This window comes from Clostridium vincentii, from assembly GCF_002995745.1.
In the GTDB taxonomy this organism is placed as follows: domain Bacteria; phylum Bacillota; class Clostridia; order Clostridiales; family Clostridiaceae; genus Clostridium; species Clostridium vincentii.
On record NZ_PVXQ01000013.1, the window covers coordinates 26,188 to 44,628 of the forward strand.

18 protein-coding genes are annotated in these 18,441 nt (G+C 30.3%); 16 read left to right on the forward strand and 2 right to left on the reverse strand.

The features are described 5' to 3' along the window. Positions 1–327 precede the first annotated feature (327 nt). Positions 328–1,395, forward strand: a complete 1,068-nt coding sequence (locus tag CLVI_RS07560; RefSeq protein ID WP_106059514.1) for a mannose-1-phosphate guanylyltransferase — start codon at positions 328–330, stop codon at positions 1,393–1,395. A gap of 50 nt (positions 1,396–1,445) precedes the next feature. Here the strand turns inward: CLVI_RS07560 and CLVI_RS07565 are convergent, their stop codons facing one another. Beyond that, positions 1,446–2,240 carry a DeoR/GlpR family DNA-binding transcription regulator gene (locus CLVI_RS07565; protein ID WP_106059515.1) on the reverse strand — a complete coding sequence of 265 codons (795 nt, stop codon included), beginning with the start codon at positions 2,238–2,240 and terminating at the stop codon, positions 1,446–1,448. 326 nt (positions 2,241–2,566) lie between these two features. On the opposite strand from CLVI_RS07565, the gene ulaG reads away from it, so the two are divergent. From ulaG to CLVI_RS07620, 11 genes are all read left to right on the forward strand, one after another. Continuing rightward, a complete protein-coding gene (gene ulaG, locus CLVI_RS07570) occupies positions 2,567–3,631 on the forward strand; it encodes an L-ascorbate 6-phosphate lactonase (RefSeq protein WP_106059516.1) in 1,065 nt (354 codons plus the stop codon). 58 nt (positions 3,632–3,689) lie between these two features. Then, positions 3,690–4,151 carry a PTS sugar transporter subunit IIA gene (locus tag CLVI_RS07575; RefSeq protein WP_106059517.1) on the forward strand — a complete coding sequence of 154 codons (462 nt, stop codon included), beginning with the start codon at positions 3,690–3,692 and terminating at the stop codon, positions 4,149–4,151. Between the two features lie 88 nt (positions 4,152–4,239). Further along, positions 4,240–5,700 carry a PTS ascorbate transporter subunit IIC gene (locus tag CLVI_RS07580; protein ID WP_106059518.1) on the forward strand — a complete coding sequence of 487 codons (1,461 nt, stop codon included), beginning with the start codon at positions 4,240–4,242 and terminating at the stop codon, positions 5,698–5,700. 13 nt (positions 5,701–5,713) lie between these two features. Further along, positions 5,714–6,007 carry a PTS sugar transporter subunit IIB gene (locus tag CLVI_RS07585; RefSeq protein ID WP_106059519.1) on the forward strand — a complete coding sequence of 98 codons (294 nt, stop codon included), beginning with the start codon at positions 5,714–5,716 and terminating at the stop codon, positions 6,005–6,007. A gap of 107 nt (positions 6,008–6,114) precedes the next feature. Then, positions 6,115–7,143 (forward strand): hypothetical protein, encoded by a 1,029-nt coding sequence (locus CLVI_RS07590; RefSeq protein ID WP_106059520.1) that lies wholly within the window; start codon positions 6,115–6,117, stop codon positions 7,141–7,143. Positions 7,144–7,169: 26 nt separating this feature from the next. Then, complete coding sequence (gene araD, locus CLVI_RS07595; protein ID WP_106059521.1) at positions 7,170–7,859, forward strand: L-ribulose-5-phosphate 4-epimerase; 690 nt, start codon at positions 7,170–7,172, stop codon at positions 7,857–7,859. 27 nt (positions 7,860–7,886) lie between these two features. Next, positions 7,887–8,738 carry an L-ribulose-5-phosphate 3-epimerase gene (locus CLVI_RS07600; protein ID WP_106059522.1) on the forward strand — a complete coding sequence of 284 codons (852 nt, stop codon included), beginning with the start codon at positions 7,887–7,889 and terminating at the stop codon, positions 8,736–8,738. 42 nt (positions 8,739–8,780) lie between these two features. Then, positions 8,781–9,596 (forward strand): transketolase, encoded by an 816-nt coding sequence (locus tag CLVI_RS07605; protein WP_106059523.1) that lies wholly within the window; start codon positions 8,781–8,783, stop codon positions 9,594–9,596. Between the two features lie 54 nt (positions 9,597–9,650). Next, positions 9,651–10,577: a transketolase family protein gene (locus tag CLVI_RS07610; protein WP_106059524.1), complete on the forward strand. Its 927-nt coding sequence runs from the start codon at positions 9,651–9,653 to the stop codon at positions 10,575–10,577. Between the two features lie 13 nt (positions 10,578–10,590). Further along, a complete protein-coding gene (gene fsa / locus CLVI_RS07615) occupies positions 10,591–11,235 on the forward strand; it encodes a fructose-6-phosphate aldolase (protein WP_106059525.1) in 645 nt (214 codons plus the stop codon). A gap of 175 nt (positions 11,236–11,410) precedes the next feature. Then, positions 11,411–12,208 (forward strand): endonuclease/exonuclease/phosphatase family protein, encoded by a 798-nt coding sequence (locus CLVI_RS07620; protein ID WP_106059526.1) that lies wholly within the window; start codon positions 11,411–11,413, stop codon positions 12,206–12,208. A 70-nt stretch (positions 12,209–12,278) separates the two neighbouring features. Here CLVI_RS07620 and CLVI_RS07625 read toward each other — a convergent pair whose 3' ends face one another. Beyond that, on the reverse strand, positions 12,279–13,154 hold the full coding sequence (locus tag CLVI_RS07625; RefSeq protein WP_106059527.1) for an AraC family transcriptional regulator: 876 nt from the start codon (positions 13,152–13,154) through the stop codon (positions 12,279–12,281). Positions 13,155–13,307: 153 nt separating this feature from the next. On the opposite strand from CLVI_RS07625, the gene CLVI_RS07630 reads away from it, so the two are divergent. The 4 genes from CLVI_RS07630 to CLVI_RS07645 all read left to right on the forward strand — a co-directional run bounded on the left by CLVI_RS07630 (position 13,308) and on the right by CLVI_RS07645 (position 18,411). Beyond that, positions 13,308–14,984: a glycoside hydrolase family 13 protein gene (locus CLVI_RS07630; RefSeq protein WP_242980613.1), complete on the forward strand. Its 1,677-nt coding sequence runs from the start codon at positions 13,308–13,310 to the stop codon at positions 14,982–14,984. A 139-nt stretch (positions 14,985–15,123) separates the two neighbouring features. Then, positions 15,124–15,696 carry a zinc dependent phospholipase C family protein gene (locus CLVI_RS07635; protein ID WP_207655339.1) on the forward strand — a complete coding sequence of 191 codons (573 nt, stop codon included), beginning with the start codon at positions 15,124–15,126 and terminating at the stop codon, positions 15,694–15,696. Positions 15,697–15,859: 163 nt separating this feature from the next. Further along, positions 15,860–16,222: an ArsR/SmtB family transcription factor gene (locus CLVI_RS07640; RefSeq protein ID WP_207655340.1), complete on the forward strand. Its 363-nt coding sequence runs from the start codon at positions 15,860–15,862 to the stop codon at positions 16,220–16,222. 14 nt (positions 16,223–16,236) lie between these two features. Beyond that, positions 16,237–18,411 carry a heavy metal translocating P-type ATPase gene (locus CLVI_RS07645; protein WP_106059530.1) on the forward strand — a complete coding sequence of 725 codons (2,175 nt, stop codon included), beginning with the start codon at positions 16,237–16,239 and terminating at the stop codon, positions 18,409–18,411. Positions 18,412–18,441: the final 30 nt, after the last annotated feature.

Genomic DNA, 18,441 nt, shown 5'->3' on the forward strand with positions numbered 1-18,441 from the left:
CCATAAAGGTATATAACACCAGGTTTAAAAAAACCGGGATTGTTGATGTTATATTTTAAACTACTCCCTTTTAATCTTAAATTATTTATTTATAGTACAATAATACGTGACTGCAAAAAAAATGTCAATAAAATAAATTTAAAAAATTTAAAAAGATAGGAATGGAATTAGAATTTAAGCAGATACTAATTAGTTATTCTCATTAATAGAATATGGTGACAAAAAATGAAAAGGATATTAAATTTTCTTTAGCCTGAATTATAATAATCACAACATACCAACTGGTCATATAATAGAGTAATAACACTGATATGGAGTTGGAAATTAGTGATATACGGGCTGATTTTAGCTGGAGGTAAAGGTAGTAGATTATACCCTTTATCCAGAGTAAATGAACCAAAGCAATTTCTCAAAATAATAAATGAAAAAAGTTTTTTGGTTAATACAGTAGATAGAGTAACTCCCTTGATAAGCAAAGAAAATCTATATGTTGTTACAAATAAAGATTATCAAGAGAAAATAAGGGAAGAACTTCAAGATATTAATAGAGAAAATATTGTTGCTGAGCCTAGCAATAAGGAAACTGCAACATGTATAGGTCTTTCAGCAGTAAAATTACTAAAAAAAGATGTAGATGCGATAATTGTAGTTCTTCCATCAGATCATTATATAGAAGGAGAAAAAAATTATCTGGAGACACTTAAGCAGGGTGTTGAACTTGCAAATAGACGAAGGGCGATAATTACTTTAGGAATAGAGCCAACAAGGGCAGAGACTGGATATGGATATATTGAAATGGGAGAAAGAATTCCAGGGAATATTGCTACCTATAAAGTAGCTAGATTTACAGAAAAACCTAATGCAGAGGTTGCTACAGACTTTTTAAGTAAAGGAACTTATCTTTGGAATTCTGGAATGTTTATATTTAGAGCAGATGTAATTCTTAGGGAAATAGAGAAATATTTACCGAAAATGCATAAGTCCCTAATGGAGATATATAAACACATTGGAGAAGATGATGAGGAGAAGGTAACAATAGAACAATATAAGCTTATAGACGGTATTTCTATAGATTTTGGTGTTATGCAAAAAACAAGGAAGGCTCATGTAATAAAATGCGATTTCTCATGGGATGATATAGGAAGCTTTTCGTCATTAAGTAGATTTCTTGGAAGGTATAGAAATAATAGTATCTCTAAAAATGTTCATTTAGAAGAATGCGAAAATTGTTCTATATTTGGTAAGGGAAATCTGATAATTGGCTTAGGAGTTAAAGATCTGGTGGTAGTTGATGCCGGCGATGTAATATTGATCATGGATAAAAATAAGGATCAAGAAATAAAGCAATTATTAAATAATTTAGGTAAAGAAAAAAAATACAAAGAATATTTATAATAAATAAGCTGTTCCAAAATCATTTAAATAATTTTGGAACAGCTTATTTATTATTTGTAATCTAAAGGTATTACAGTAACACCTTTATCTTGAAATTCATAAATGTCACTTTCTTTAATATCAGAATCTGTAATTAGATGAGAGATTTCATGTATATCTCCACTAGAAAAACTGTGATGTTTTCCTACTTTTAAACTATCGGCTAGAACATAGACCGGGCCACTACAACGATTTATCATTTCATGATTGATTAATGTTTCTTCAAGGACTGAAGTGCTGATACCTGAATCAAAAGTTATTCCACTCACACCTAAAAAACATTTATCTGCCGTTATTTTAGAAAGAATATAAGTGGCGAATTCTCCAATTAAAGATTGTTTTCTTTCATAAACTTGGCCACCTGTTAATACTAGTTCAATATTAGGACCAATAGTTGATTGAAGAGCCTTACCATTATTAGTAACCACATAGATCCTTTTATCACCTAAATATTCAAGTATTAAAAGTGCAGTTGAACTGGAATTTATGAAGATTGTATCTCCATCCTCTATTAAATCAGCTGCATATTTTGCAAGGATGTGTCTTTTTTCATTATAAGTTGAATCAAATATATTCTCTTTAGAATTAACTTTATTATCGTTATCTATATTAGTAGCTAATTTAGCACCGCCATAGTATCTGACTATTAAACCTTCATCATCTAAAGCTTGTAAATCTCTTCTTAAAGTAAGAGGAGATATATTTAATTTTTCTGCTAGCTCATTAGTGTTAATTGATTCATTGTTACTTATATAATCTAAAATTCTTTCTCTCCTTTTAGAGACTATGCTGTGAGTTTTTTTCATATCTATCGCCATCCTTACTTTATAAATATAATTTAAGTATATTTATAAATTCATATTTAAATCTTTAAACAAATTACTATTCTATATATATTCCCTATAACTATTATATAACAAACATTCAAAAAGTTCAATTAAAACAATCAAAATAGAATAAAAGTAAAAGAAACAAAAATAATTCAAAAAAAGCTTGAATTATTTGAATGATTGAAGTAATATGAATACATAAACAAGCAAAACAATCAAAAAAAATAAAACAGAAAGTTCAAAAATAGTAAAAACAATAAAAGTCTATAAAAATAAATTATAATATGTAAGGGGAGATTAAAATGTCACAAGTAGATAATATTACAAGAGAATCATGGATACTTAAAACTTTTCCAGAATGGGGAACTTGGTTAAATGAAGAAATAGCAGAAGAACAAGTAAAACCAGGAACATTTTCAATGTGGTGGCTAGGATGTACAGGCATATGGGTTAAATCAGAAGGCGGCACAAATATTTGTATGGATTTTTGGTGTGGAAGTGGAAAGAATACAAGAGCAAATAAAAATATAGGACCTCAACATCAAATGGCTAGAATGAGTGGAGGAAAGAAGCTTCAACCAAATTTAAGGGTAGCACCTTTCGTATTAGATCCATTTGGAATTAGGGAAATTGATGCAGTTGTATCAACACATGACCATAATGATCATATTGATATAAATGTTGCTGCAGCAGTTATGCAAAATTGTGATTCAAGTGTTCCGTTCATTGGACCAAAAGCATGTGTAGATAAATGGATCGGATGGGGAGTACCAAAAGAGAGATGTATAATTGTTAAACCAGGAGATACAATAAAAATTAAAGATATAGAAATAGTTGCATTAGAATCATTCGATAGAACAGCATTAATTACAGAACCACCAATGGGTGATATAAGAGGAACAATGCCAATTGATATGGATATTAAGGCAGTTAATTATTTAATAAAAACTCCAGGTGGAAATCTTTATCATAGTGGAGATTCACATTATTCAAATTATTATGCAAAGCATGGAAACGATTATAAAATTGATGTTGCATTAGGATCATATGGAGAAAATCCAAGAGGAATCACAGATAAGATGACATCAGTAGATATTTTAAGAATGGCAGAATCGCTAAAGACAAAAGTAGTTATTCCATTCCATCATGATATCTGGTCAAATTTCCAGGCTGATACAAAGGAAATATTAGAATTGTTTGATATGAGAAAAGATAGATTACAATATAAATTCAATCCATTTATTTGGCAAGTTGGAGGTAAATTCACATTCCCAGAAGATAGTACACACAGAGAATATCATTATCCAAGAGGCTTTGATGATTGTTTCTCAACAGAAATAAATCTACCATATAAATCATTTTTATAATATATATAGGGGGTTAAAAAAATTAACCCTCTATATTAAAAATCAGGAGGCAGACATTATGTTACAAGAATTAATAGATAAAAAAAGATATTCATTTCATGAAGGTTTTGATACTTGGGAAGAAGCAGTTCAAGCTTCTTGTAAACCTTTAATAGAGGATGGAGCAATAGAAAGTGCTTATGTGGATGCAATAATAGCAAATGTGAAAAAATATGGACCATATATAGTTATAGCACCAAACATTTGCATACCACATGCTCAAGAAGGGATTGTAGGAGTTAATGAAACAGCAATGTGTTTTATGAGAACTAAAAATCCAGTTCATTTTGGTGATGATTCAGAACAGGATGCAAGATTATTTTTTGTATTAGCATCAACAGATAATAATGTACATTTAGAAAATTTATCAAATATGGTTGGATTAGTAGAGGATGAAGCAATAGTAGATAAATTACTTGAAGCTGAGTGCAAGGAAGATTTAGAAAAAATTGTTGAAATCTTAAAAGCAAAGTCTATATAACCAAATTAATGGTTAATAAGGATAGAAAGAAAAACTATACGAATAAAGATAACTTAAAATAAATTTATTAAACATAGGGGGAAATAAAATGGAAATATTATTAAGTGTATGGAAATTTTTTCAGGTAAATATTTTGACAAACCCAGCATTCTTTATAGGATTTATAGTACTTATAGGTTATTTGCTATTAAAACGTCCAATATATGAGGCAATAGCAGGATTTATAAAAGCTATAGTTGGTTATTTGATCTTAAACGTAGCAGCAGGAGGACTTGTAAATAACTTCCGGCCAATACTAGCAGGATTAAAAGACAGGTTTAATTTAACCGCTGCAGTTATTGATCCTTATTTTGGACAAACAGCAGCACAATCAGCCGTAGAAAATGCGGGTAGATCCTTCTCACTTATGATGATAGTACTATTAATAGCATTTATTTTTAATATAATCTTAGTATTATTTAGAAAACAGACAAAAATAAGAACAGTATTTATTACGGGTCACATAATGGTTCAACAATCAGCAACAGCATTATGGATAGTAATATTCTGTTTCCCAGAGTTAGCTGATACACAAGTAGTAGTTATGCTCGGTTTATTACTTGGAACTTATTGGGCAGTAGCGTCAAACCTTACAGTTGAGGCAACTCAAGAATTAACTGAAGGTGCTGGATTTGCAGTTGGGCATCAACAAATGTTTGGAATTTGGATTACAGACAAAATAGCAGGAAAAATTGGTAATAAAGAAAAATCAATAGAACATCTTAAATTGCCAGGGTTCTTACAGATTTTTAATGATAACGTAGTTGCAACCGGTATCCTAATGATGATATTCTTCGGAGCAATCATGGGAATATTAGGAGCAGACTTAATGCATGAAATAGATAAAACATTTGCAGTCGATAGGAACTTTGTATTTTATATAATGGAAAAATCATTAAACTTTGCAGTGTACTTAAGCATATTACAACTTGGTGTTAAAATGTTCGTTGCAGAACTTACAGAATCATTCCAAGGTATTTCAGATAAAATTTTACCAGGATCAATGCCAGCAGTTGACTGTGCAGCAACCTATGGATTTGGGCATGCTAATGCAGTAACAATTGGATTCTTATTTGGAGCATTAGGTCAATTTATATCAATTATAGGATTAGTAGTATTTAAAAGTCCAGTATTAATAATCACAGGTTTCGTACCAGTATTTTTTGATAATGCAACTTTTGCAGTATTTGCAAATAGAAAAGGTGGATTACGAGCAGCAATGATCATTCCCTTCGTATCAGGAATTATACAAGTATTAGGGGGAGCATTTGCAGCTTACTACTTTGGATTAGCACAATATGGCGGATGGCATGGAAACTTTGATTTTGATACAGTATGGCCAGTAATCGGAGTTCTTATGAAAAACTTTCAATATGTAGGCTTTGGCGTTGTAGTGCTAGCATTACTTGCAATACCACAATTCCAATATAGAAAAAATAGGAAAGGTTATTTTAAAATAGCAGAAAACTATGAAGAATATATTAGTGAAATGGAAGAAGCAAAAGCTTAAAGGGGGATTTAAAATGTTAAAAGTAATAGCAGCTTGCGGAAGCGGTATGGGTTCAAGTCAAATAATAAAGATGAAAATAGGTAAGGTTTTTAAAAAATTAGGTATAGATGTAACAATTCAACACAATAGTGTAGGAGAAGCTAAAAGCCAAGCTTCAGGCTTTGATGTGGTATTTTGTTCACAAGTATTAACATCAAATTTTAAGAGAGCAGAAGATTCAGGAACTATAATCATAGGATTAAAAAATATTATGTCCGAAAAAGAAATGGAAGAAAAAATCATAGAACAAATAGTAAATAAGGAATAGTTTATCTAAGGCTTAGATGAAATTTAACAATTGAATTTTATCTAAGCCAAAGAATATAGGAGATATAAAAATTACATTAGATTAATGTAAGTTGAGGTGAATGGAATATGAAAATTATAAAAAAGCATTTGGATGAAATGTACCGTGCATACGCAGCAAGTTCAATGGATATAGATGGTGAACTAAATTTGCTAGTAGCGTCTGAAGAAAAAGGATATCCTTGTTATGCATATAGTGGTAAAAATTTTAATCACCGTCATACAGTTTGGGATAATGGTGGAGGATGCATGTCAATTATTCCTATTCCAAAGCGTAGTAATGAATTTTTAGCTGTTCGTGACTTCTATTTAAAGGAGAGTCCAAGTGGTGCTCGTTTAGTCTGGGGCCATTTAGTTGATGGTGAATGGGTTATTGAAACTGTTATTAAATTACCTTATTTACATCGTTTTGACCTATGGGATGTTGATGGAGAAATATATTTTATTGGAGCTACTATAGCTGATCTCAAAGAGTCTAAAGATGACTGGAGTCACTCGGGAACTATCTATTATGCTAAATTACCAGAAGTATTAACTGATGGGCTAGCCCTTAAAGTTCTTAAAAAAGGTTTATATAAAAATCATGGGTATACTCGTCATATGATAGATGGAAAACCTCGTGGTACTTTTGGCTGTGAGCAGGGAGTGTTTGAAGTAATTCCAAGTAAAGATGGAGAATGGCAAGTCGATCATTTAATGGAAGGTAAAGTCAGTGAAGTTGCTTGGTGTGATTTGGATGGCGATGGTCAAGATGAATTGATGACTATTGAACCCTTTCATGGAAATTCAATGAAGATTTATAAGTTTATTGATGGAAAGTATACTGAAATTTATACTTATCCACACGAAATTGATTTCGCTCACACTTTAGTAGGGACAACCCTTTGTGGTGTACCAAGCTTTGTTGGTGGTATAAGACGTATAGATACTGAATTATTCTATATCCAATGGATTGATGGAAAATGTCAGGAAACAATTATAGAGAAGGGTGTTGGGCCAGCTAATGTGGCAGTCATCAATTTGAAAGATTGTGATTTAATTATTTCCGCTAACCATACAAAGAATGAAGCATCAGTATATAAAGTGATAAAAAATTAATTTGGTTTAAGTTAGGGGGATACTTAATGTTAGAAGAATTAAAAAAAGAAGTTTATGAAGCAAATATGCTTTTGACAAAATATAAATTGGTAACTTTTACATGGGGAAATGTTTCTGCAATAGATAGAAAATCTGGATTAGTTGTAATTAAGCCATCAGGTGTTGATTATGAAAAAATGGGGCCAAAAGATATGGTTGTAGTTACTTTGGATGGAGACATAGTTGAAGGAAACTATAAACCATCATCTGATACACCTACCCATCTTAAGTTATACAAGGATTTCAATCAAGTTGGAGGAATTGTGCACACCCATTCAAGATGGGCAACTATATTTTCCCAAGCAGGAAAATGTATTAATTCATATGGTACAACTCATGCAGATTACTTTTATAATGAAATTCCGTGTACAAGAGAGATGACACCAGAGGAAATAAAATCAAACTATGAATATAACACTGGTGGAGTTATTATTGAGACATTTAAGCACATAAATCCAACACAGGTCCCAGCGGTTTTAGTTAAAAATCATGGGCCTTTTACTTGGGGAAAAGATGCTATGGAAGCAGTGCATAATGCAGTTGTATTAGAAGAAGTTGCAATGATGGCTTGGAATACAGAAGTGTTAACAAACCATACAATTGAAACTATGCCAAAAGAATTAATAGAAAAGCATTTTATGAGAAAGCATGGACCAAATGCTTATTATGGACAATAAATTTATCTTTAGAAAGTTGGTGATTTTATGAAAGAATATACATTAGGCTTGTATGAAAAATCTATGCCAAATTTTCTATCATGGGAAGAAAAATTAAATTGTGCTAAAGAATGCGGATTTGATACTGTAGAAATAAGCATAGATGAAACTGATGAGAAGTTAGCAAGGCTAGATATGAGTAAACAAGAGAGACAGGAGCTTGTAGATCTAATGTTTAAATGTGATGCTCCTATAAGAACAATGTGTCTAAGTGGACACAGAAAATATCCTTTAGGAAGTATGGATGAAGCTACTAGGAACAAGGGCATGGAGATTATGAGAAAAGCTATTGATTTAGCTTCAGACTTAGGAATTAGAATAATTCAATTAGCTGGATATGATGTTTATTATGAAAAAGGAAATGAAAAAACAAAAAAAATTTTTGAAGATAATTTAAAAGAATCGGTTAAAATGGCTGCTAATAAGGGAGTAATTCTTGCGTTTGAGACTATGGAGACAGAATTTATGAATACTATAGAAAAAGCAATGGAATTCGTTAAACTGGTTGATTCTCCATATCTTCAAGTTTATCCAGACTGTGGGAACATAGTAAATGCGACTTTAGATTATGGAACAAATCCTATAGACGATTTAGAAAAAGGAAGAGGACATATTTCGGCTGTACATTTAAAGGAAACTGTTCCAGGGAAGTTTAGAGAGATTACTTTTGGCACCGGGCATGTTAACTTTGAAAAGATAATTAAAAAATCATGGGATCTTGGAGTGAGAAAATTTACATCAGAATTCTGGTATGTTGGAAATTCAGATTGGAAAGATGTAATTAAAAATACAAAAGTTTTTATGGATGAAAAATTTAAAAAAGCTTTAGAGGAAAATTAAAAAATAACTTATTTTAAAGTATAAGTATTGAGGTGTATAAAAATGAATAAACAAGAGTTGATTTCTATAGCAAAGAAAGTTAAAAAAAATATTGTTGAAATGATTTATGAGGCAAGGTCAGGACATCCAGGAGGATCATTATCTTGTGCAGATATAATAACGTATTTATATTATGAAAAAATGAATGTAAACGTTGAAAAACCAAATGATCCTAATAGAGATAGATTTGTTTTAAGTAAAGGCCATGCTGCACCAGCACTTTATGCAGTACTTGCAGAGAAAGGATATTTTCCTAAGGAAGAATTAAAGAAACTTAGAAAATTAGGTTCACTTCTTCAGGGACATCCAGATTCCAAACATATATCTGGGGTAGATGTTTCAACAGGTTCTCTAGGACAAGGAATATCAAATACAGTAGGTATGGCATTAGGCCTTAGAAATCAAAAGAATAATGCAAAAGTGTATGTGGTTTTAGGAGATGGAGAACTTCAAGAAGGGTTAGTATGGGAAGCTTCAATGGCAGCAGCTCATTATAAATTAGATAATATAGTTGCAATTATTGATAACAATGGACTTCAAATTGATGGAAAAAATGAGGAAGTAATGGGCGTTGAACCATTAGATAAAAAGTTTGAAAGTTTTGGATGGAATGTTGTTTGTTGTGATGATGGGAATGATTTTGATAAAATAGATGAAGCATTTTTAAGAGCTGACAAAACTGAAGGAAAGCCAACTGTAATAATTGCAAAAACAGTAAAGGGTAGTGGCGTTAGTTTTATGGAAAATAAAGCAGAATGGCATGGACAAGCACCTAATAAAGAGGAAAAGGCAAAGGCAATAAAAGATATTATGAATTAAATAGATTCAAACTTGTTTCTATAAAACATAGTAAAAGCTAGGAGGATTAAAAAGATGGGCAAGGCTACAAGAGAATCTTATGGAATGGCTTTAGTTGAACTTGGACGAGAAAATGAAAGAATAGTAGTGTTAGATGCTGATCTTTCTAAGTCAACTAAGACAAATGGATTTAAATCAGAATTTAAAGATAGATTTTTTAATTCAGGAATTGCAGAACAAAACTTAATGGGAATGTCTGCAGGATTTGCTAACGTAGGAAATATACCTTTTGCAAGTACCTTTGCAGTATTTGCAACGGGAAGAGCTTTTGAGATAATAAGAAACTCAATTTGTTATCCGAAAATGAATGTAAAAATAGCAGCAACTCATGCTGGAATAACAGTTGGGGAAGATGGAGGAACACATCAATCAATTGAAGATATTGCACTTATGAATTCACTTCCTAATATGACTGTAATAGTTCCAGCAGATCATAGGGAAGCAATGGCAGCGACTAAAGCAGCAGCAGAATTTGATGGCGCTGTTTATTTAAGATTTGGACGATGTAATACAGAAGATATATTTGACGAAAATTATAAATTTCAAATTGGTAAAGGTGTCCAAATAAGAGAAGGCAATGATGTAGCAATTATTGCAACAGGAATGATGGTTCAAAGAGCTATTGAAGCTTCTAATACATTAAAGGATCAAGGAATTAATGCCAGAGTTATAAATATTTCAACTATAAAACCAATAGATAGAGAATTAATTATAAAGGCGGCAAAAGAAACAAAAGGAATAGTTACAGCAGAAGAGCATTCAATTATAGGTGGACTTGGGGCAATGGTGTCTGCAGTTGTATGTGATGAATGCCCTACTATTGTAAAAATGGTCGGAATAAAAGATGTGTTTGGAGAATCTGGAACCCCTAATGAATTAATGATCAAATATAAACTAACAAGTGAAGCTATTATTGAAGAAGTAAAAAAAATATTAAAATAGGAGAGTGTTTAATATGAAGATATTCGTAGATACAGCAAATATAGAAGAAATTAGAAAAGCTAATGATTTAGGTGTTATTTGTGGAGTAACTACAAATCCATCACTTATAGCAAAAGAAGGTAGAGACTTTAAGGAAGTAATAAAAGAAATTACAAGCATAGTTGATGGCCCAATTAGTGGTGAAGTTAATTCAATGGAATGTAATGGAATGGTTAAAGAAGCCCGTGAAATAGCTAAGATTCATAAAAATATGATAGTGAAAATTCCAATGTGTGAGGAAGGTTTAAAAGCTGTAAATATTCTTCATAAAGAAGGTATAAAAACAAATGTAACTTTAATATTTTCAGCTCTTCAAGCATTACTTGCAGCAAGAGCTGGTGCAAGCTATGTAAGTCCATTCTTAGGTAGGCTGGATGATATTGGAAGCAATGGTACTATACTAATTAGAGATATTGCAGAAATATTTGAAATTCATGGTATAGAGGCAGAAATTATTTCAGCAAGTGTTAGGAATCCAATTCATGTATTAGAATGTGCTAAGGCAGGCTCAGATATAGCTACAATACCTTATAATGTAATCATTCAAATGATAAAACATCCACTAACAGATGCTGGTATTGAAAAATTTATAAAAGATTATGAAGGAATGAATAAGTAAAAAATACCAAGCAAAATTGCTTTTGAAATTGGTTATTTAGAACAAACAAAATAAAATGTGCCCTATAGAGTAGATAATTTAAAAAAGTCTACTTATAGGGCATTTTTATGTATAATTAAATAAACAAACTTAAAAGTGGAGAAATAAAATATCATAGAGATGTTAGGAGTTTAAAATGAAATTATTAACTTTAAATTGTCATTCTTGGTTTGAAGAAGATCAGGAAGAAAAGATGAAAATTATTGCAAGAACTATAAAAGAACAAGATTATGACGTAATTTCGTTACAAGAGGTAAATCAATCTATAAAGAAAAAAATACTTTTTGATAACATAAGAGAAGATAACTTTGCTTTAGCTTTATTAAAAGAATTAGAAGAATTAGGCTGTAATGGATATAACGTGGTATGGGAAATTTGTCATATATGTTATGGAGTATATGAAGAAGGAGTAAGTATTATAACTAAACATAAAATAATAGAAGAAGATACTTTTTCAACATTTTTAAGTAGCAATAAAAATAAAGAATCAGTTAAAACAAGAAAGGCTTTAAGAGTTTCAATAAAAATTGATGAAGAAAGTATAGATTTTTATTCATGCCATTTAGGATGGTGGCAGGATAAAGAAGATCCTTTTAAAAGACAAGTAGATAATTTGGCAAATAGTATGAGAAAGGATAGATTGACATTTCTAATGGGAGATTTTAATAATGATGCTTTTACAAGAGAAGAAGGCTATGATTATTTAAGAGAAAAAGGGCTAATGGATACCTTTTTCATGGCTAAAGAAAAAGATAATGGGATAACTGTAAAGGGTAAGATAGCTGGATGGAGTTCAAATGAAAAGCATTTAAGAATTGACTTGATTTTAGCGAATAAAAATATAGATGTTGAGTATTCTAGAGTAATATTTAATGGGGAAAATTACCCAGTAGTATCAGATCATTATGGAGTAGAATCGGTGTTTAAACCATGAAATTATAAATCTATCTTTAAATGTAAGGTCGCAAATAAATTAACCGCTTATGTGTATATACATAAGCGGTTTATACTTTATTTGCACGGCTAAATTCTTTAGGTGTGACTTTGAATTTTTCTTTAAAAAGTTTATTAAAATAAGATACATTATTAAAACCTGTTTCAAATGAGATCTCTGTTATTGATTTATCAGTTGAGGATAAGAGTTTTGATGATAGATCTAATCTATAAACAGTAATATACTCTGTGCAAGTCATACCTATATGTTTTTTAAAGAACTTCATAAAATAGTATTGGCTTAGATTGCAAGCTTTAGCAATATCACGAATTAGAAGTGTATTCATATAATTTTCATGAATATAATTTAATATAATTTTGATTCTTTTGATTGATTCATTTGTTAATGGAGCAACTGTTTTCTTTAATACTAAATCATTTTCATAGATAAGTGAAAAAAAATAAAACAATAAAGATTTTAATTTTAATTCAAAGATATCACTTTTTGAATCAAAGCAATTGAAAATTTCCTTAAGAGAATTAAGCATTTCATTATATCCTTTAGAATCTTCTTTTATTAGAGAAAATTGATGTTCATTATTTAATATAGGTGCAAAATATTTGATTGAACAACCGTCTGTAATTAAACTATTTAGCATACCTAAGTTAAAGACTATAGTGCTCAAAGAACAATAAGTACTATCTGTTGGATACATTGTATGAAGTGCAAATGGTGGAATGATTAAAATATCGCCTTTTTTAAATATATAAGAATCTAAATCTACTTTAAATTCTCCAGAGCCTTTTTCTATAAATGTAATTTCTATTTCTTCATGCCAATGAGCTACAAAGGATGAACTATTATTAGTGAATTCAGAAAAGTAAGTTGTAAAAGGCAAAATGAAATCACCATGTATCTTGTTTTCTTTTAAATTAATTATATTCAATATTATCACCTCGTAAAAGACAGTATTTTTATATTATTAGACTGTATTTTGCAATTAATTCTAATATATATAATTTATAATAGCATTATATTAATATTATTAAAATAGCAATCTGTATTAGAAAATTAATATATATACAGGAAATTTAGGGGGATGTTTATGAATTGGCAAAGAGAATTAGTCGCTTATCAAATATATCCAAGAAGTTTTAATGACTCTAATGGAGATGGAATTGGAGATTTGCAAGGAGTAATTGAAAAATTAGACTATTTAAAGGATTTAGGAATTGATTTAATTTGGGTCAGTCCTATATATAAATCACCAAATGATGATAATGGATATGATATAAGTGATTATAAGGATATACTTCAAGAATTTGGTTCTATGGAGGATTTCGATAATCTACTGAAAGAAGTTCACAATAGAGGAATGTATTTAATTATGGATTTAGTTATAAACCATACTTCAGATGAACATCCATGGTTTAGTGAGGCTAAAAGCTCAAAAGATAATCCTAAAAGGGATTGGTACATTTGGAAAAAGGGAAAAGAGTCTATAGATGGAGAAGATAATGTAGAACCTAATAATTGGGAAAGCATCTTTGGAGGCTCAGCTTGGGAATATGATGACAATAGTGATGAATATTATCTACATTTGTTTAGCAAAAAGATGCCAGATCTTAATTGGGAAAATCAAGATATGAGAAATGCACTTTATGAAATGATTAACTGGTGGATTGATAAGGGTATAGATGGATTTCGTGTAGATGCAATTAGCCATATTAAAAAGTGTGATTATGATGATATGCCTAATGCAGATAATTTAAGATACGTTTCATCTTTTGATAAACAAATGAATCAACCAGGCATAGAGATATTGTTAGAAGATTTAAAAGAGCATACCTTTGATAAATATGATAGATTTACAATAGCAGAAGCGTCTGGTGTAAACAAAGATGATTTAAAAAAATGGACAGGAAATGAAAATGGAAAGTTCTCTATGATATTTCAATTTGAACATATGAACTTATGGGAGAATGATAATTTCAAAAAGCCTCTTCTTATAGATTTAAAAAATATTTTATCTAGATGGCAAGATACTATTTATAAAGATGGTTGGATTGCATTGTTTTTAGAAAATCATGATTTAACAAGAATAGTTTCTAAACTTGGAGATGAAAAAAAATATTGGAAAGAAAGTGCTAAAGCATTAGCTTTAATGTATTTTATGCAAATGGGAACTCCATTTATTTATCAAGGACAAGAAATTGGAATGACTAATGCAGATTATAATAGTATTAATGATTTTGATGATGTTGTAACACTTTATAAATATAAAGAAAGTATAGAAAATGGAATACCAGAAGGAGAAGCTCTTGCTCTTGTAAAAGCAACAGCTAGAGATAATTCAAGAACACCAATGCAATGGAATTCTAAAGATGATGGCGGGTTTACTACAGGAACCCCGTGGATTAAAGTAAATGAAAATTATAAAAGAATAAATGTAGAAGATGAATTAAAAGATGATGATTCTATCCTGAATTTTTATAAGGAAATGATTAAAATAAGAAAGGAAAATAGAACATTAATATATGGTAAATACAATCTTATACTAAGAGAACATGATAAAATATATGCGTATACAAGAACTTTAAACAATGAGAAGTATATAATAATTACGAATCTATCTGAAGAAAATGTAAAGTTTGATTATGAAGAAGAAAAATTAAAATATAAAGGATTGCTTCTTTCAAATTATAAAATTTATGAACATGAAGATGTAACAGACTTTATATTAAGACCGTATGAAGCAAGAATATATAAGTTATAGATAGAGAACTCTAGTAACTGAAAAAGAATTAAAATTAGAATAGTTAAAATTTAACTATGACTATTTCAATTCTTTTCTTGTATTTTAGTGTATAATAAAAAGAATGGTAAAAATAATAAAGGATGTGTTGAATTTGTTAATGGGAACACATAAATTATTTGCAAACAATTTTTTAAACTATGCAAATAATGAAATGGTATACCTAATTGATGAGAAAAAATTTATATGGGGAAACATTAAACCTGATTATGTATCTAAATATAAATTGAAGAAACATTTTTATGATGAAAGTATAGATATGATTTTAACTAAAATAGATTTCTTAAGCAGTATGTCAGTAGAAGAAATTTCTCATGAATATGGTAAGAAAAAATTTAGTGCTGAGCTTGGTGTGGTATGTCATTTTCTAAGTGACTATTTTTGCTTCGCTCATGATAAAAGATGGAAGTTGAAAAATGCATTAAAGAAACATGTTCTATATGAGAGAGATTTAGGCCGGATTGCAAAAAGTTTTAATTTTAGTGATTATATTGACGCAGAGTTAAAAATAGAAAATATGGGACAGTTTATTGAAGATAATTTGAAAAACTATGAAACAAATAATAGTTTTACAAATGATTTAATATATGCTACCTTCATTTGTAATAGTGTAATTAACACTTTGCTTAGTAAAGTTGTTAAGAATGTTTATGAACAAAGAAGAGCTGGATAAAAAAATATATTTTGAGAGTAGGATAGTTAAATAAGACTATCCTACTCTTTTTTCATAATGAATCCTAAGTTGTTTTTGGGATTTATGTTTACAATATGCAAAGAATCGCATATAATAATATTAACATATGAACAGATGCTCATATGTTGATGGAGGAACTAAGATGACTATAGATAATAAAGGCGAGGATTGCACTTGTAATGTAATTCACAATGATGTAATTGAAAAAGTTAGAGAAAATATACCAAAGAAAGAAGTGCTAAATGACTTAGCAGAATTTTTTAAAGTCTTTGGAGATTCTACAAGAATAAAAATTATCTGTGCACTATTTGAATCGGAAATGTGTGTATGTGATTTATCAGCATTACTAGGAGTATCACAGTCAGCAGTCTCCCATCAATTAAGAACACTTAAGAGTGCTAGATTAGTAAGATATAGAAGAGACGGAAAGGTTGTTTATTATTCATTAGATGATGAGCATATTAAAACCATATTTGATGTAGGTTTAAAGCATATCACTGAGTAGAGGGAGTGGCAAAAATGGAACTGAAATTATTATTAAAGGGATTAAGCTGCGCAAATTGTGCAAATAAAATTGAGAATAAGCTAAATTCATTGCCAGAGGTGAAGGAAGCTATAGTTAATTTCTCTACAAGTATGTTGATAATTACTTTAAATGAAGAAATAGGTGAAGATGAAATACTTGAGAAGGTAAAAAAGATAGTAAAGACTCTAGAGCCAGACGTAACAGTGGAGAAGTATAATAAATCCAGGATAAAATCTAAGGAGTCAGTATGCTCCTCAAATTGTTGCGAAGATGGGCATGAGGGTCATGAAAGTCATGAAGATTCGCATCAACACCATGATAATGAGGGTGGTATAGGTTTAAAGCAGAAAGTAATATTAGGCGTTGGAATTCTCCTTTATGTTATTGGTTTAATTTTAGGGGAAGAAAATATCTATGGAATTATATTTTTTATAACAAGTTATGTGTTAGTTGGTGGAAAAGTAGTTTTAACTGCATGTAAAAATATTCTTAAAGGTCAAGTTTTCGACGAAAATTTCTTAATGAGTATTGCAACTATTGGTGCCTTTGCTATAGGAGAATATCCTGAAGCTGTGGCAGTAATGATATTTTATGCAATAGGTGAGATGTTCCAAGACTATGCAGTGGATAAATCGAGGAAATCTATATCATCTCTTATGGATATTAGAGCAGAGTATGCTACTTTATTAGTTGATAAAGTAGAGAAGAAGGTAGCTCCGGAAGAGGTTAACGTTAATGATATTATATTAATAAAACCAGGAGAAAGAATTCCTTTAGATGGCTTAGTTATATCGGGAAGAACTACTTTAGATGCTTCAGCCTTAACAGGAGAATCTCTTCCAAGAAGTGTGGAAGAAAATGAAGAAATATTGGCGGGTGCAATAAATTTAACCGGTGTAATTCAAGTCAAAGTAACTAAAGATTTTGGTGAGTCTACTGTAGCTAGAATTTTAGAACTTGTACAAAATGCTGGAAATAAAAAAGCCCCTACAGAAAAGTTTATAACAAAATTTGCAAGATATTATACGCCAGTTGTAGTATTTTCAGCATTGGCATTAGCGGTAGTGCCACCGTTACTAATTGAAGGGGCTGTTTTCTCAGACTGGTTATATAGAGCTTTAATATTTTTAGTAGTATCTTGTCCATGCGCATTAGTAGTTTCCATTCCTTTAGGTTTATTCGCTGGAATTGGAGGTGCATCTAAAAAAGGCATCCTTATTAAAGGAGGAAATTATTTAGAGGCTTTAAAGGATGTTGAAACTGTTGTTTTTGATAAGACAGGTACACTTACTAAGGGTGTGTTTAAGGTTGTTAAAATTAATGAAATTAATATTGAAAAAGATGAACTTCTTAAAGTGGCAGCTTTAGGGGAAAGTTTTTCTAATCATCCAATAGCGAAATCTATAATGCTGGCTTACAATAAAGATATTGATAAAAATTTAGTAAAAAATTATGAAGAAATATCAGGTAATGGAATAAAGGTTGTTATTGAAGGGCGAGAAGTACTCCTTGGAAATAATAAACTTATGGAAAAATTCAATATAAAGTATTCTCAAAATGATGAGGTAGGAACTATAATTCATCTTGTTATTGATGGGGAATACAAAGGAAATTTAGTAATTGCAGATGAAGTGAAGGATGATTCTTTAGAGGCTTTAAGGGAATTGAAAAAATTAGGAATAAAGAATATTGTTATGCTTACTGGTGACAATAAGAAAGTGGCAAATAAAGTTGCAAAGGAATTAGAGTTATCTCAGGTTCACTCAGAATTATTACCTCAAGATAAGGTAGCAAAGCTAGAAGAACTATTAAATGAAAAAACAGCTAAAGGAAAACTTGTTTTTGTAGGAGATGGAATAAATGATGCTCCAGTTCTAGCTCGAGCTGATGTTGGAGTAGCTATGGGTGGCATTGGTTCAGACGCGGCTATAGAAGCAGCTGATGTTGTGCTTATGAGAGATGAACCTATGGCATTAGTAGAAGCTATTAAGATAGCAAAAAGAACTAATAAAATTTTATGGCAAAATATAGTATTTTCATTAGGTGTAAAAGGGTTAATTTTAATATTAACTACTTTAGGATTAGCTAATATGTGGGAAGGAGTATTTGCAGATGTGGGAGTAACTTTAATTGCTGTATTTAATTCAATGAGAGCTCTTAAGAACTAGATTGAAAAATATTGACTTAGTAATTATTGA

Bases quoted from the DNA above. Each gene is read 5' to 3' on its own strand.
- CLVI_RS07565 (WP_106059515.1), bottom strand. From the start codon at position 2,240: ATGAAAAAAACTCACAGCATAGTCTCTAAAAGGAGAGAAAGAATTTTA.
- CLVI_RS07610 (WP_106059524.1), top strand. From the start codon at position 9,651: ATGGGCAAGGCTACAAGAGAATCTTATGGAATGGCTTTAGTTGAACTT.
- CLVI_RS07630 (WP_242980613.1), top strand. From the start codon at position 13,308: ATGTTTATGAATTGGCAAAGAGAATTAGTCGCTTATCAAATATATCCA.
- CLVI_RS07640 (WP_207655340.1), top strand. From the start codon at position 15,860: ATGACTATAGATAATAAAGGCGAGGATTGCACTTGTAATGTAATTCAC.
- CLVI_RS07600 (WP_106059522.1), top strand. From the start codon at position 7,887: ATGAAAGAATATACATTAGGCTTGTATGAAAAATCTATGCCAAATTTT.
- CLVI_RS07580 (WP_106059518.1), top strand. From the start codon at position 4,240: ATGGAAATATTATTAAGTGTATGGAAATTTTTTCAGGTAAATATTTTG.
- fsa (WP_106059525.1), top strand. From the start codon at position 10,591: ATGAAGATATTCGTAGATACAGCAAATATAGAAGAAATTAGAAAAGCT.
- CLVI_RS07620 (WP_106059526.1), top strand. From the start codon at position 11,411: ATGAAATTATTAACTTTAAATTGTCATTCTTGGTTTGAAGAAGATCAG.
- CLVI_RS07590 (WP_106059520.1), top strand. From the start codon at position 6,115: ATGAAAATTATAAAAAAGCATTTGGATGAAATGTACCGTGCATACGCA.
- ulaG (WP_106059516.1), top strand. From the start codon at position 2,567: ATGTCACAAGTAGATAATATTACAAGAGAATCATGGATACTTAAAACT.
- CLVI_RS07635 (WP_207655339.1), top strand. From the start codon at position 15,124: ATGGGAACACATAAATTATTTGCAAACAATTTTTTAAACTATGCAAAT.
- CLVI_RS07645 (WP_106059530.1), top strand. From the start codon at position 16,237: ATGGAACTGAAATTATTATTAAAGGGATTAAGCTGCGCAAATTGTGCA.
- CLVI_RS07605 (WP_106059523.1), top strand. From the start codon at position 8,781: ATGAATAAACAAGAGTTGATTTCTATAGCAAAGAAAGTTAAAAAAAAT.
- CLVI_RS07575 (WP_106059517.1), top strand. From the start codon at position 3,690: ATGTTACAAGAATTAATAGATAAAAAAAGATATTCATTTCATGAAGGT.
- CLVI_RS07585 (WP_106059519.1), top strand. From the start codon at position 5,714: ATGTTAAAAGTAATAGCAGCTTGCGGAAGCGGTATGGGTTCAAGTCAA.
- araD (WP_106059521.1), top strand. From the start codon at position 7,170: ATGTTAGAAGAATTAAAAAAAGAAGTTTATGAAGCAAATATGCTTTTG.